Raw genomic sequence first — 14,816 nt, forward strand, 5'->3', positions numbered from 1 at the left:
CCGGCGCAGCTCCCTCATGGTCCGTCAGATGTCACACGTGCTTTCATTGACCCACCGGCTCTCACAGGAAGCAACCTGCGCGTGCGGACATCTTTTAGCGGGGATCGGCCCATCTCCGGCGCACCCGGGCAGCTTCACACCATCCCCAGCTTCATTTTTCCCTCGATGCTGATCATGCCCTGATTCCACGCAGGATCCCACACCAGCTCCACAGCGGCGTCATCCATGTCTTCGATCGTCATGATGCGGCTCTGCGCATCGGCGGCAATCGTCGGGCCCATGCCGCAGCCGGGCGCCGTCAGCGTCATCTTCACCGTGGCCTTGTTTTTGCCCTCGGCATCGGCTTCCACCTTGCAGTCATACACCAGGCCGAGATCGACGATGTTCACCGGGATCTCCGGGTCATAGACATTTTTGAGCTGGTTCCACACCTGGCCTTCCAGATCGCTTACATCCGCGGGAATGTTGGAGGAGGTGCTCTCCTGCTCCTTCTTGCTCGCCTCAGGGTCGATCCCCAGGGCATCCACATCCGCCGCCTGAATGCGCGCCAGCCCAAAGTCCGTGGCCACCGTGTAAGTGCCGCCGAGCGACTGCGTGATGATCACCTTCATGCCCATCGGCAGTTTGATCAGGTCGCCGCTGGGAATCTGGACGGCATCGACTTCGCGTTTGAGTTCAAGGGAGGAGTGCATTTTTGGAAATGAGGAATGACGAATTTAGAATGTCGAATGACCGGACTAGCTGGTTAAGACGATTTTGATTTTGCCCTGCGTTTTACCCGCGGCGCTCAGCGCATCAGCGAGAGTGCCGGATTGATCGACGGCCATGGGGGCGGCGGGAGCAATGGCCGCAGGCTGCTTCTCAGCCTCCAGCGCCGCACGCAGCGCGCCTTCCACCATCTGCCCGCAGTGGATCTTCATCGGCGGCAGCGGGCCCAGCGGCTTGCTGAGCTCTTCAGCCGAAAGCGACAGCGCCTCCTCCTTCGTTTTGCCGCGAATCAGCTCGGTCGCGATGCTCGCCACCGCGATCGCCGTCTGGCAGCCAAAGCTCTGGAAGCTCGCCTTGTCGATCACCTTCCTGCCGTCCTTCTCCTTGTACTTGATCCACAGGCGCACCATGTCGCCGCAGTCCGGGCTGCCCACCGTGCCCACGGCATCGGCATCGGGCATCTCTCCCAGGTTCTGGGTGTCCGTGAGGGCTTGCTGGAGGGCGGCTTCGTCCATGGTCGTGATTCAGTCTTCGATTTCGATACGATAGCGCGGCAGGCTTGGATCAACCTGTGTGCTGTAGGCGTCGATGCCGCCCGTCAGACACTTGGTCTCCGCAAATCCATGGCCGATGAAGTACGCTGCCGCATCCAGCGAGCGCGAGCCCGTGTGGTCATACAGCACCAGCGTCTTTGTCTTGTCGCCGTTGGTAAAGATGTCCTGCACCAGCTCCTGTGTCAGCAGGCGCGCGCCCGGCAGCTTCACCGCCTCATGCTCCTCGCGCGTGCGCACGTCCAGCAGCATCAGGTCCGGCATGTTGCGCAGCAGCACCTCCAGCTCGTGCGGGGATATCTGCAGCGAGGCATCGCCCTTGTGGCTTTCCTGAATGTGCGCCACCGCCTCCGCCACGGGAATGTTTTCATTCCGCTCGCACACCTGCGCCAGCGTCTCCCCCGGCTGAAAGCCACAGCTCCGGCAGCCCCCGATGTGATACTTCGCAAACAAAGCCCGCTGCGCCCCAGGGTAGGCCTGGAGCACCTGGCTCATCGTCATGTCGCCGGTCAGCGGCGGAAGTTCAGCAGTGGGCATGGTGGAAAAAGAGGGGGGGAAGAATGCCATACCGGCAAAACCACTCAATGCAAGCCGGAGGGGAGACAGGGCGCGAGGAAGCACTCCCCCCCCGCCATCTCACTCGGTCACGTTCGGCTCCTGCTTTTCTTCCCCTTCGCCCCACGGATGCTTCAGCAGCCACGTCAGCGCCTTGCGCATGTCCGCCCCCTCCTGCCTGCCGATCCATTCACGCATCTCCTCCGGCCGTATGACCGCCCAAACCCGCAGGGCGCAAAACGTGCGGTCGATCATGCCTCCTTCGTCGGCAAATTCATCCTCGCCGCTAAAAAAGCGCAGCAGGTTTTCCCTGCCAGGCCATTCCTTCTTCCAGCACGGCATGCGTCCGGTTCCAGTTCCGGCTGCCGAAGCCATACACCGCAGCCGTGGCCACTTCTTCAATCGAGTCGCCGTCCTGCGCGCGGACTGCCAGCTCCATCGCCAGTTCCGGGTTCCATGGTGCCAGCACCGCCAGATGGCTGCTCAGGTCTTCCGGTTGGATGCCAGACAGCCACTCCGCCCGCCGGGCTTTGTCCACCTTTGAAATCATGATGCATTTGGCCAGCCATGCTTCCTTGGATTCCTTCATTTCCTCAGAGTCGGCCCAGGCTTCCAAGGTGCCCGGACTGGCCTGGAACCACGTCTGCAAAAACTCTGCCGAGATGGAGGCGTCATGGGCGGCGATGGATCGCATGGCATCCGCATTCCAGTGCTGATGCCGGATGCACTTTACGATGGCAGCCCCTTCCTGCGGACGCTCCACAATCCAGCGGCGCAGGCCCACCTCAAAAGCTTCCGGCAGCATGATCCCATGCGAGTTTACATCGCCTCGTCGCATCCCCTCATACGAGTAAGCTTGAAACATCTTCAGCACCTCCCCGCCCTTGGCGAACCGCTCTGCCGGTGTACCCGGCCAGCTTTTAAACTTTTCAAACCAGAGGTCGGCAAAAGCCTTCATCAAACGCACCCTTTCTGCCTCAGACGCCTTGGATGCCTCCACTCCAAGAGGGTAGGTCAGCAGCGCGTTGCGGCTCAGCCAGTAGCGCGACGCTCGGATGGCCGCCAGATCCTGCACCCGGATCTTCGGCCGCCCCTTCCACGCATCGTACGTCAGCCAGCGATCTTCAAACCCCACCAGCCGCACAAGCTCCTGCGTGCGCTCCCACGCCTGCTGCGGATCACGCTCCGCCCAGATGCGCAGCATCAGCGACACCACGGCATCCGGCACCTGCGCGCCCTCCAGCAGCACCGCTGTGTCGAATGCATACGCAAAGTGCAGCATTGGCACCTGCCGCAGATACTCGCCTAGAACGGCGTAGCGGATGTCAGCATTCGGCTCTCGAAAAATGCGCTCCACAATCTTCGGCACCTCATGCAGTTCCAGCCCCTTCCATGGCAGCTCGGTCAGCGGCACAAAGTCCGCCGCCTTCCAATTCAGCCAAAGCGTCTGCGCCTGCACCCAGGAAATCAGCAGCAGCCAGCAGACAAAAGCCCCTTTCATGCGCCGGATCATGCTGAAACTTCGCCGGGATGTCATGCCTAAATTTCCACCGCCATCGGGTTCTTTGCCCGTTGCTCGTGCTCTCCCACCGCCTAGCATCCGCGCATGCCTCCCTCCCGCCACCCTCTCCTCTTTGCCTCCCTATGGCTGCTTTCGCTGGCGGCGGCGCCTCTTTCCCGCGCGCAGAATTCCCGCGTCACCGAAGGCGTCACCCACACCCTCTTCAAGCCCAGCGCCATCAATCCCGAATCCGACCCTCACTTTGACGAGCCGCACTGGGTCTATGTGCAGCGCGACATCGTGGTGAAGCACGATGCCAGCCTGCCCGCGGACCGCCATGAGCTGCTGCTCTTCATTCCCGGCACCCAGCCGCCCAACCTGAAGGAGCCCGAGCCCGGCAAGGTGCGTGTTTACGCCTCCCACGCGTTCTGCCTCACAGCAGCGTCTCTCGGCTACCACGTCATTTCCCTCAGCTACCCCAACACCATCTCCGCCTCCTCCTGCAACAAGGAGGCCGACCCCGAGGCCTTCGAAAAATTCCGCCTCAGCATCATCCAGGGCGGCGCCTCTCCACACGTCACCGTCAGCCGCACCAACAGCATTGAAAACCGCCTCATCGAGCTCCTCGCCGTGCTCGCCAAACGCTTCCCGCAGGAGGACTGGGGCGCCTACCGCAATGCGGACGGCAGTCCGAAGTGGGAAAAGATCGCCGTGGCAGGCCAGTCCCAGGGCGGCGGCCACGCCGCGCTCATCGGCATTCATCACCAAGTGCCGCGAGTCCTCTGCTTCGGCGCGCCCAAGGACTACAGCATCGCCCTGCAAAAACCCGCCGCCTGGTATCTCAAGTCCGGCGCCACCCCTAAAAGCGCCTACTTCGCCTTCAATCACGATCAGGACCGCCAGGGCTGCACGCCCGCCGCGCAGATTGAAAACCTCAAGGCCCTCAGGCTCGATCAATTCGGCGCTCCCACCTACGTGGACGGTGCCTCCGCCCCCTACGGCGGCGCCCACATCCTCATGACCAACTACCCCGGCACCAAGGTGGACTCCTCCACTGCCCACGGCACCATGCTCAGTCCCAAGAACAAGGAACGCTTTGGCGACGTATGGAAGTACATGCTGACGGCGGAAACGAAGAAGTGAGAATGCGCGGTCAGGTGCGTGCCTTGCCTCCTTGATCCTTTGACCATCCGCCAGCCTCACCTCTTCCCATTCGACATTCGTCATTCTGCATTCACCTTGCAGCCATGTCTCAAGCTTACGAGCCACGCATCCCGGTCCTGCCCACGCTGATGACGGCAGGAAACATCCTCTGCGGCTTCGTCGCCATCCTGCAGATTTTCGACGGCCGGCATCTGGCCATGAACCACCATTACCACTACGCCATCGTCTTCATCCTGCTGGCCTGCCTGTTCGATGCTCTGGACGGCCGCGTGGCGCGCATGGGCGGCACGGAGAGCCCCTTTGGCCGCGAGCTCGACTCCCTGGCGGACATCGTCTCCTTCGGCGTCGCTCCCGCCCTGCTGGTGCATGACATCGTGCTCAAGGAGATCGACACTCCCAAAGGCCTCGGCTGGCTGATCTCCTGCATCTATCTGGTCTGCGGCGCCATGCGCCTCGCGCGGTTCAACTGCCTCGCGGCCATGGATGTAAAATGCAGCATGAAGGGCTTCCGCGGCTGCCCCATTCCGGCGGCGGCAGGTGTCATCTCCTCCCTCACGCTCCTCATCATCTGGCTGGACAGCACCGACCACGAAATTGGAAACTGGAAGTACGCCCTCGCCGGCCTCATGGTCCTCCTCTCCTACCTCATGGTCAGCAATCTGGAGTACCCCAGCTTCAAGGCGGTGAACTGGCGCACCAAGCGCTCCTTCCACTGGGTGCTGGTCAGCATCTTCGTCATCGCCTTCACCGTGATGAACTGGCACTGGATGCCAGCCGTCCTGTTTGTGAGCTACCTGATGTATGGTCTGGTCCGCCCCTGGGTCTCCCGCAAATGGCGCCAGGAGATCGAGATCGAGGCCGAAACCGTCGAAATCGACCCCGAGGTGGAGACCCTGGCGCTGAATGGCACCGACGGCGTGGAGGACACGCGGCAGCAGCCACCGCCTTCAGCGGGCGGCGACAGCACCGTGCAGATTTGAACATTTTCGTTTCACGCCGCGCAGGGACTGTGTAATTGAGGGCCCTCCAACCCCATGGCAGACTTCTATCAGCACGCGCGCGTGCCCACCCTTCACCACCTGGCTCACGCGGACAGCTCCGCACGTGAGGCCGAGATGCTGGACTGGGCGCGGGACAAGCCCGTGGCGCTGCTCCTGCCCGCCCTCTACGCCGAGTGCGAGCGCCCCGCCCTCCCGCGCATCCTTGAGGAAGTCGCCCAGGCCGGCCACATCTCCGAGGTCATCCTCAGCATGAACGGCATGAACGCCGCCGAGCACGAGCGCGCCCTCCTCTTCCTGCGCCAGAATCTCCGTGGCAAAACCGCCCACATCTTATGGAATGACGGTCCTCAGCTCACCCAGGTGTACCAGCGCATGGACCAGGCCGGGCTGGCCGGACCACACGCGGGCAAAGGCTCGAACATCTGGATGGGCATCGCCTACCTGCATGCACGCGGGTTCAAAGGTGTCATCGTCAGCCACGACACCGACATCCTGAACTACAGCCGCGACATCCTCTGGCGCCTCTGCTACCCGCTGCTGCACCCGCGCATGGGCTACCGCTTTGCCAAAGGCTACTACAGCCGTGTGTCTGACCGCCTCTACGGCCGTGTCACGCGCCTGCTTATCTTCCCTCTCATCCAGGCCTGCCGTGATGTGCTCGGCTCCAAGCCCCTCCTCGAACACCTCGACAGCTTTCGCTACCCGCTTTCCGGCGAGTTTGCCGCCGACATGCAGTCTCTGGAGCACTTCTCCCTGCCCGGCGGCTGGGGGCTGGAGATCGCCATCCTCTGCGAAGCCCACCGCCACCTGCCCTGCGGCAGGCAGTGCCAGGTGGATCTCGGCTTCCACTTCGAGCACCGGCACCGCAGCCTGGCGCACGACCAGATCGGCGTGAATGAGCCCGGTCTCATCACCGCCGCCGCGGACGTCGCGCGCTGTCTCGCCTTCCAGGTCCTGCGCGAGGCCGAGCCCCGCTCTGCCGAAAGTCTCATGCGCCTCATCATTGAGCGCTACCGCCCGCGTGCCGCCGAGTGGCTGCAGCGCTACGAGCACGTGGCCCTGCTCAATGGCCTGCATCATGACGTGGAGGAGGAAAGCGCCGCCGTCACCGCCTTCGGCCAGGCGCTGGATCGTCTGCTCCACAGCATGGGAGAAGACGCCCTGCACGTCCCAGCCCTGCGTGACACCCCCTCCCGCACCTTGGAAAAGATCCCCGGCCTCGCCGCTGAGATTCTGGCCGGCGCCATCGTTGTTTGAGCGGGCCCATCCTGCTTGCTTAGCTCCGCCGCCTTGCCTAAGATCGGCCCGCCAGTTCCGGCAACGGCTTCTTTTTTGACATGAAGAAATCTCCCCAGACAGCAGCAGCCAGCCGCAAAACCAAAAGGACGGCTGCTCCCCCCGCCCGGAGAGATGAATCAGCCGCCGCCGCCACCGTCGAGCAGCTCGCCCGGTTTTACCACGATGTCGATGCCGCCCTCTTCAGCCTCACGGTCGGGCCCGGCCGGCAGTTCCACCTCTTCTCGGCCAATGAATGCTTCCTCGGCGCCGCGGGCCTGGAAGGTGCCGCGGTGATCGGCCGCTGCCTCGAGCAAATCATCCCGAAGGCCGCATGCACCCGCGTGCTGAAGCACTGCCGCGAGGCCATCCGCACCCGCCAGACCGTCCGCTGGGATGAAACTTACACCCACCCCTCCGGCGTCAAATACGGCAAGATCTCCGTGACTCCGGTCACGGATGCCAAAGGCCGTGTGACTCACCTCTCAGGCAGCGTGCAGGACATCACCCAGCACCGAAACTCGGAAGCGGCCCTGCATGAGAGCGAGGAGCGCTACCGCCGCATCGTGCAGACCGCCGAGGAAGGCATCTGGACCATCGATGCCGATTCCCTCACCGACTACGTCAACCCCAAGATGACGCGGATGATGGGCTGCACCGCGGAAGAAATGATCGGACGGCCGATCAGCGACTTTCTGGACGATGAAGGCAAGGCCCTCCTCACCGCCCACATCCGCAACCGCAAAAGCGGCATCTCCGACCAGTTCGAATTCAAGTACCTCCGCAAGGACGGCACGCCCCTCTGGGCCTTTGTCTCCACCAATCCCATCACCAACGGCCAGGGGGACTACGTCGGGGCCATGGCCCTGCTCACGGACACCTCCGCCCGCCGTGCCGCCGAGGACGCCATGCTGGAGAGCAACGCGCAGTTCCGCGCCATCTTTGAGCAGGCCGCCGTCGGCGTCGCCCTCATCGACAGCAACTCCGGCCGCTTCCTCAATGTCAACCAGCGCGCCTGCGACATCGTCCGCCTCACCCGCGCCCAGATGATGGCCACCACCTTCAGGCACATCGCCCATCCGGAGGATCTGCAGTCCAAGATGGAGCACATGAAAAAACTCAGGGACGGCAGCATTCAGACCTTCACCATGGAGAAACGCTGCCTGAATGGAGACGGCTCCGTCACCTGGATCAGCCTCACGGTTTCCCCCCTGTGGAAAAAAGGCGAGGCCCCCTCCCGCCACATCGCCATCATGCAGGACATCACCGAGCGCAAGCAGGTGGAGCAGTCCCTGGCGCGCACCACCGATCTGCTGGAACGCACCGGCGAGATGGCCCGCATCGGCGGCTGGGAGCTGGACGTCGCCACCCAAAAGCTCTTCTGGACGCTCGAGACCTGCCGCCTCTTCGAGATCGAGACAAACGAGGCCCCTTCTCTCGAGCAGGCCATCCTCTTTTACGCGCCAGAGTCGCAGCTCGCCATCCGCAAGGCCGTCAGCAAGGCCATCTCTCACGGCACTGCCTACGAGCTGGAGCTTCTCGCCGTCACCACCAAAGGCCGCCACTTCTGGGCGCGCTCCCAGGGTTCCGCCATCCGGAAGGACGGCAAAACCATCAAGCTCGTCGGCACCTTTCAGGACATCACCGCCCACAAAAAGGCGGAGCAGGACTTGATTGAAAGCGAGGTCCGCTTCCGCGCCGTGTTTGAGCAGGCCGTCGTCGGTGTCGGCCTGGTGGACATCACCACCGGCCGCTTCATCGATGTGAACCGCCGCTACTGCATCATCACCGGCAGGTCCCGCAAGGAGATGCTGAAGATGACCTCGGATGAAATGATCCATCCGGACGACCGCGTCAGGAACCGCCGCATGCACTCCCAGCTCAAGTCGGCGCGCTCCTCTGAATTTCAGCTCGAAAAACGCTACGTGCGCCCGGATGGCTCCGTCGTCTGGGTGAATCTCAACGCCTCCCTGCTCAGCACCATGAGCGGCCGCCCCAATCAGCTCCTCGCCATGGTGGAGGACATCACCAGCCGCAAGCTGGCGGAGGCAAACTTCCGCCGCGAGCAGGCCTTCAATGAGATCCTCGCCAGCCACACCTCCGCCATCATCATCCTGCTGGACCAGCACGGCCACCTCATTCACGCCAATGAGGCCACCCTGCAGATGCTCGGCTACAGGCAGAAAGATCTTGTGGGCAAGCCCCCGCCATGGGAGTCAGACTTCATGGACGCGGCGGAGAAGGTCCGCTCCCAGAAACGCTTCAAGGAAATGCTCGCGGGAAAAAACATCCCCTCGCGTGAGGTCACCCTCATCGGCAAGGACGGCAGGCGCCATGTCGTCGCTCTTTCCAGCATCATCACCAAGACCCCCGAAGGAACGGTGGACCGCATCATTGTCACCGGCACGGACCTCACCGAGCGCAACCGCCTGCAAAAGGAGATTCTCAAAATCTCCGAGCAGGAGCAGGCGCGCATCGGCCACAATCTCCATGACGGCGTGGGCCAGACCATGACCGGCGTGGCCACCCTCATCGGCGCCCTGGCAGACGAGCTCACCGGCGCCCAGCACGAGAGCGCCGCCCGCATCCATCACCTCATGCAGGATGCCATCCAGGAAGTCCGCCACATGTCCCACAGCATGTCTCCCGCCTCCGTGAAAAACCGCGGCCTCGGCGGCGCGCTTCACCTCCTGGCCGAAACCATCCGCACCAATCACCGCACCACCTGCACCTGCGCCGTCAATCCCGACATCAAAATCGACGATCAGGAAAAGGAGACGCACATCTACCGCATCGCCCAGGAGGCCGCGAACAACGCCCTGCGCCACGGCCACCCAGCCAGCATCCATCTTTCCCTCCAGCGTCTCGGCAAATCAGAGGCCGTGCTGAAAATCGAAGACGACGGCTCCGGTCTCGGCAAGCGCCCTCATCAGCACGCCGGCATCGGCCTCCGCGTCATGGATTACCGCGCCAACCTCATCGACGGCAGCCTGAAAATCCAGTCGCTCAAAACCGGCGGCGTCAGCGTGACATGCCGCTTCCCATATGGCGGAAACGGCCAGGCTTGAAGGAAGACTAAAGTCCCTGGCGCACAATTTAGTCCGTGAGGTCACGCCGCCTCGCGCCGTAAAGGACAGATGGTCATCACCTCCCTCGACTTCGGCAGACCTGGCAGGCAGCAAGGCTTCCTCCAGGTGCCCTACTCCCACAACCTCGGCGGCTGGGCAAACGTGATGATCCCCATCACCACCGTCGCACGCGGAAAGGGCCCGACGGTTCTCGTGCTCGGTGGCAATCATGGCGACGAGTACCAGGGGCAGATCGCCCTCATGAAACTCGCACGCGAGCTCACGCCCGAGAAAGTCACCGGCCGCATCATCCTCATCCCTTCGTTGAATCTGCCCGCCGCCCGCGCGGCCACGCGCCTCTCTCCGCTCGACGGCATGAACATGAACCGCGCCTTCCCCGGCGAGGCCGAAGGGCCGGTGACCAGCCAGATCGCCCATTACCTCCGCACCGTCCTGTTTCCGCTCAGCGATGTGGTGATCGACATTCACTCCGGCGGGCGCAGCATGGAGTTTGTCCCCTGCTCGCACATGCACCTCGTGCCGGACCTGGAGCAGCGCGCGCGCATGTTTGCCGCCATGCTCGCCTGGGGCACGGAGTTCTGCTTCATCTATGCCGACATCGCCGGCACCGGCCTCCTGCCAGTGGAGGCGGAGAACCAGGGCAAGCTCGTCATCACCACCGAGCTCGGCGGCGGCGAGTGTATCCCCGCCAGCGTGCATCGCATCGCACAAAGCGGATTGAAAAACGTGCTCATCCACGTGGGCGCGCTCAAAGGCCGTGTACAGCCCCGCAAGGCACCTGCCATCATCACCCAGGCCACCAGTCGCGAGGACTACATCCTCGCGCCTGAGTCCGGCATCTTTGAGATCACCGTCGATCTCGGCGCAAAGGTCCGCAAAGGCCAGGTCGTCGGCCACATCCATCATCTGGAGCGCCCGGATCGCGCCCCCGAAGTCATCACCGCCCAAAGCTCCGGTTTTCTCATCACCATGCGCGCGCCCTGCCTCACGCAGCAGGGCGACTGCGTGGCCGTGATCGCCAGACAGGTCAGCGAACGCGAAGTGCTGCGTGCATGAAACCCCTTCCACCGCGCTCCGTTCCACCGCAGGCTGCCACCAGCGCCATGGTGCTCGTCGCCCTCATGTGGTTCGCGTATTTTCTCAACTACTGCGACCGCCAGGCAGTCTTCGCCATGTTTCCTTCGCTGAAGACCAGCCTCAGCATGAGCGATGAGCAGCTCGGTCTCGTGGGCACCGTGTTTCTTTGGGTCTATGCCATTGGCTGCCCGGTTTCCGGTTACCTGGGAGATCGTTTTTCCAAACGCCTGCTCGTGGTCCTCAGCCTCGTCGTGTGGAGTCTCGTCACCATCGGCACCGGACTGGTCGCCTCCGGTGCGACGCTGCTGGCCATGCGCGCGGCCATGGGCGTTTCCGAATCCCTTTACATGTCCAGCGCGGTCGCGCTCACGGCGGGCGCCTATCCTCCCGCACGGCGCTCCCGTGCCGTCTCGGTGCTCATGACGGGCCAGATCGCCGGCACGGTGGCCGGGAGCTGGTTCGGCGGCTGGATGGCGGACCGCGGCCAGTGGCGCGGCGCCTTCTTCGCACTCGGCGCGGTGGGCGTGCTCTACGCCCTGCCTTACTTCGCCTTTCTTCATCGTGTCGAGGAACCGCAGGCGGAGCAGAGTTCCACCACGGCGCGTCTCACCCTCGCCACCCTGGCCCGTGCGCGCACCTTCCTGCTCCTCTGCCTCGTGTTCCCCGTGTTCGTCTTTGGCATCTGGCTGCTGTACGGCTGGCTCCCCGCCTTCCTGCACGACAAGTTCGAGCTCAATCAGGCAGATGCCGCTTTCAACGCCACCGTCTTCCTGCAAACCGCAACCTTTGCCGGAGTGCTCGCCGGCGGGATGATCGCAGACGCCCTCCACCGCCGTCTCCAAACTGCGCGCTTCTGGCTGATGATCTGCGGCCTCATGCTTTCCGCCCCCTGCATTCACGCCCTGGGCAGCAGCGACACGATTCTCGTCACTCGCCTCGCCGCCACCGGCTTCGGCTTGTTCAGCGGCCTCTTCATCGCCAACATCTTCCCCGCCAGCTTCGATGTCGTTTCCGCCTCGGCCCGCGCCACCGCCGTGGGCGTGCTCAATTTCTGCGGCGGCATCACCTCCGGCTTCGCCACGCTTTTCGGCGGCCTGTGGAAGCAGACTCTCGGCATCGACCGCCTCCTCTCCATCACAGCCCTCGCCTACCTCGTGGCGGGCGTCGCCCTCATCATCGGCATCCGCACCCTGTTTCCACGCGACATCGCTCAGTGCCCGGCCTGAGCCCAAACTCTGAACCCGATGAAACAGCCTCTTCTTCTCACCCTCATGCTCCTGGCGCCCTGCGCCGCACTGACCGCAGAACCGCAGGACATCGCCTTCAAATCCGCGCTCGATGGCACAGAGCAGCGCTATGTGGAACTGCTGCCGGAATCCATGGAGAACCTCCAGGCGCACGATGTGCTGATCGCGTTTCACGGCCACGGCTCCGACCGCTGGCAGTTCATCAAAGACCCGCGCGGCGAATGCAAAGGACTGCGCGATGTAGCCGGGAAATTTGGCCTCATCTTTGTCTCCCCCGACTACCGCGCCAAAACTTCGTGGATGGGACCCGCGGCCGAGGCCGATGTGGTGCAGATCATTGCCGAGTTGAAGACACGCCACCATGTGAACCGCGTGTTCATCGCCGGCGGCTCCATGGGCGGCACGGCGGCGCTGACCTTTGCAGTGCTGCATCCAGACCTCGTCGCCGGTGTCTGCAGTCTGAACGGCACGGCAAACCTGGTGGAGTACGAAAAATTTCAGGAGGCCCGCACCGCCTCCTACGGTGGCTCGAAGACAGAGAAACCCGAAGAATACCAGAAGCGCAGCGCGGAGCTGTGGCCGGAAAAATTCACCATGCCGGTGGCATTCACCACGGGCGGCAAAGATGAAATCGTCCCACCGCAGAGCGTGCTGCGCCTGTTCGAAAAGCTGCAGCAGGCCGAACGCAAGGTGCTGAGCATCCACCGCGACGCAGGTGGACACTCGACGACATATGAGGACACGGTGACCGCCATGGAGTTCGTACTCCGCGAGGCAGGCACCCTGCCCCTCGAGCAGAAAGCTGTCTGGGTGGCGCGACTGTCCACATCTCCGGTGATCCAACGTTCCAATGCCGAACGAGAGCGATTGAACGCGGACATAGGCCTCTTCTCCACAGCGGTGGAGCACGCGCTGTCCTTTGACACCGGCTTTTCACCGGCCGACATCCGGCTCATCGAACGAGCTGTCGAGCGGGACACTGAGCGTGCGGTCGCTCCCACCGCCCCCTGGACCACCAAGAAGGGCAAAGTCATTCGCGGCTTTGTCTCCGCCATCGATGGCTCGACCCAGCCCTACGGCCTCATCATTCCCAAAAGCTACGATGGCAGCAAACCGATGCGGCTCGACGTGGTGCTGCACGGCAGTTCCAAACCCGTCGGCATGAGCGAGCTGAAATTCATCAGCCGCTTTGATGAAGGCGATGAAGACAAAGGCAGCGCTCCAGAGGTGGATTACATCGAGCTGCATCCGCTCGGCCGCGTGGAAAACTGCTACCGCTGGGCCGGCGAGACGGATGTGTTTGAAGCCATCGAGGCCGTGTGCCGAAACTACAAGATCGACCGCGACCGCATCGTGCTGCGTGGCATGTCCATGGGCGCTTCCGGCACCTGGCATCTCGGATTGAAGCATCCGGACCGCTTTGTCGCCATCGGTCCTTATTGCGGCTACGTGGACACCCACCGCTTCTCGGAAACCCCAATCCCCGGCTTCATCAAGGTCGGCCCGCTGCCCCCGCACCAGGAGGCCGGCCTGCACATGCTCGACTCCATCGACTATGCGGCCAACGCCGCCATGGTGCCGGAGATCGCCTGCATCGGCGACAAGGACGTCTTCTTCCAGGCGCACGTCATCATGGGCGCGGCCTTCGCCACGGAGGGCCTTCCCTTCACGAATCTCATCTCCCAGGGCACCGGGCACGTCATTGATCCGAAGACCCACGCCGAGCAGATGCGCCGCATCGCTGAGTTTGCCGCCAGGGGAATGAATCACGATCCCCGGCAGCTTCGCTTCGTCACCTGGACGCTCAAATACAACCGCTGCCACTGGCTTGAGCTCCTCAGCCTGGGCAGGCACTACGAGCGCGCCGAATTCCGCGCCAGCGTGACTGCGGAAGACGTCATCGACATCAGCGAAGTCCGCAACGTCACGCGCTTCGCCATCCATCGCCCCGTGCAAAAGCTGCGCATTGCCGGTGCCAGCATCGACCTGCCAGAGCATCACTCCGCTGACGCACTCGTCTTCACCAAAACCGGCGAAACCTGGCGCTGCGATGGCCTGCTCACCCAAGCCACGCTCAGCGGCAAGCAGCCCGGCCTTCAAGGCCCCATCGATGACGCCTTCACCACACCCTTCCTCTGCGTACGCGGCACCGGCCAGCCCTGGAACCAAGAGGTCACCGCCTGGGCTGCCGCTGAACTGAAGCGCTTCGAGTACGAATGGGCGCGCTACATGCGCGGCCCTCTTCCGGTGAAGGACGACACCGAAGTCACCGAGGCAGATGTGCGCGACAAAAACCTCATTCTCTTCGGAGATCCTGGCAGCAATCCATGGATGGCCAGAGCACTGCCGCAGCTTCCGGTGACATGGACACGTGATGAGATCCGGCTGGGGACGGAATTGCACTCCGCCAAAGACCACTCCCCTGCATTCATCACCGCCAGTCCCCTCGCCAAAAACCGTTACCTCGTCATCAACAGCGGCCACACCTTTCACGAGAAGGAGTTCTCCGCCTTCAACTACCTGCTTTTCCCGCGCCTCGGCGACTGGGCGCTGATCAAGGTGGGGGAGAAGGAGGAAATCGTCCAGGCAGGCTACTTTGATGAGGAATGGCGGAAGGCTGGCCGTGTTGCACCGTAGATAGCTCTCCC

At 63.1% G+C, this 14,816-nt stretch carries 12 protein-coding genes; 7 read left to right on the forward strand and 5 right to left on the reverse strand.

The genetic code is table 11. The features are described from left to right. Positions 1 to 134: 134 nt before the first annotated feature. The 5 genes from sufT to ACILSQ_RS19180 form a co-directional block, all read right to left on the reverse strand. Positions 135 to 692, reverse strand: coding sequence for a putative Fe-S cluster assembly protein SufT (gene sufT / locus ACILSQ_RS19160; protein ID WP_395745260.1), 558 nt, complete (start codon positions 690 to 692; stop codon positions 135 to 137). A gap of 45 nt (positions 693 to 737) precedes the next feature. Further along, positions 738 to 1,223, reverse strand: a complete 486-nt coding sequence (locus ACILSQ_RS19165) for an iron-sulfur cluster assembly scaffold protein (protein ID WP_395745261.1) — start codon at positions 1,221 to 1,223, stop codon at positions 738 to 740. A gap of 9 nt (positions 1,224 to 1,232) precedes the next feature. Continuing rightward, positions 1,233 to 1,796, reverse strand: a complete 564-nt coding sequence (locus ACILSQ_RS19170) for a rhodanese-like domain-containing protein (protein WP_395745262.1) — start codon at positions 1,794 to 1,796, stop codon at positions 1,233 to 1,235. A 99-nt stretch (positions 1,797 to 1,895) separates the two neighbouring features. Further along, positions 1,896 to 2,156 (reverse strand): hypothetical protein, encoded by a 261-nt coding sequence (locus tag ACILSQ_RS19175; protein ID WP_395745263.1) that lies wholly within the window; start codon positions 2,154 to 2,156, stop codon positions 1,896 to 1,898. Continuing rightward, positions 2,101 to 3,315, reverse strand: a complete 1,215-nt coding sequence (locus tag ACILSQ_RS19180) for a hypothetical protein (RefSeq protein ID WP_395745264.1) — start codon at positions 3,313 to 3,315, stop codon at positions 2,101 to 2,103. The genes ACILSQ_RS19175 and ACILSQ_RS19180 overlap by 56 nt, the downstream gene beginning before the upstream one ends. 105 nt (positions 3,316 to 3,420) lie before the next feature. Between ACILSQ_RS19180 and ACILSQ_RS19185 the strand changes: the two genes are divergently transcribed. The 7 genes from ACILSQ_RS19185 (at position 3,421) to ACILSQ_RS19215 (ending at position 14,805) form a co-directional block, all read left to right on the forward strand. Further along, entirely contained in the window at positions 3,421 to 4,458 is a 1,038-nt protein-coding gene (locus ACILSQ_RS19185) for a BPSS1187 family protein (RefSeq protein WP_395745265.1), read from the forward strand. Between the two features lie 104 nt (positions 4,459 to 4,562). Next, on the forward strand, positions 4,563 to 5,459 hold the full coding sequence (gene pssA, locus ACILSQ_RS19190; protein ID WP_395745266.1) for a CDP-diacylglycerol--serine O-phosphatidyltransferase: 897 nt from the start codon (positions 4,563 to 4,565) through the stop codon (positions 5,457 to 5,459). A gap of 54 nt (positions 5,460 to 5,513) precedes the next feature. Next, on the forward strand, positions 5,514 to 6,737 hold the full coding sequence (locus ACILSQ_RS19195; protein WP_395745267.1) for a hypothetical protein: 1,224 nt from the start codon (positions 5,514 to 5,516) through the stop codon (positions 6,735 to 6,737). 80 nt (positions 6,738 to 6,817) lie between these two features. Then, positions 6,818 to 9,823, forward strand: coding sequence for a PAS domain S-box protein (locus ACILSQ_RS19200; protein ID WP_395745268.1), 3,006 nt, complete (start codon positions 6,818 to 6,820; stop codon positions 9,821 to 9,823). A gap of 69 nt (positions 9,824 to 9,892) precedes the next feature. Beyond that, complete coding sequence (locus ACILSQ_RS19205; RefSeq protein ID WP_395745269.1) at positions 9,893 to 10,900, forward strand: succinylglutamate desuccinylase/aspartoacylase family protein; 1,008 nt, start codon at positions 9,893 to 9,895, stop codon at positions 10,898 to 10,900. Next, positions 10,897 to 12,147, forward strand: coding sequence for an MFS transporter (locus ACILSQ_RS19210; protein WP_395745270.1), 1,251 nt, complete (start codon positions 10,897 to 10,899; stop codon positions 12,145 to 12,147). Before ACILSQ_RS19205 ends, ACILSQ_RS19210 begins: the two co-directional genes overlap by 4 nt. Before the next feature lie 18 nt (positions 12,148 to 12,165). Then, positions 12,166 to 14,805, forward strand: coding sequence for a prolyl oligopeptidase family serine peptidase (locus ACILSQ_RS19215; protein ID WP_395745271.1), 2,640 nt, complete (start codon positions 12,166 to 12,168; stop codon positions 14,803 to 14,805). Positions 14,806 to 14,816: the final 11 nt, after the last annotated feature.

Source organism: Prosthecobacter sp. (assembly GCF_044227185.1).
Classification (GTDB): domain Bacteria; phylum Verrucomicrobiota; class Verrucomicrobiia; order Verrucomicrobiales; family Verrucomicrobiaceae; genus Prosthecobacter.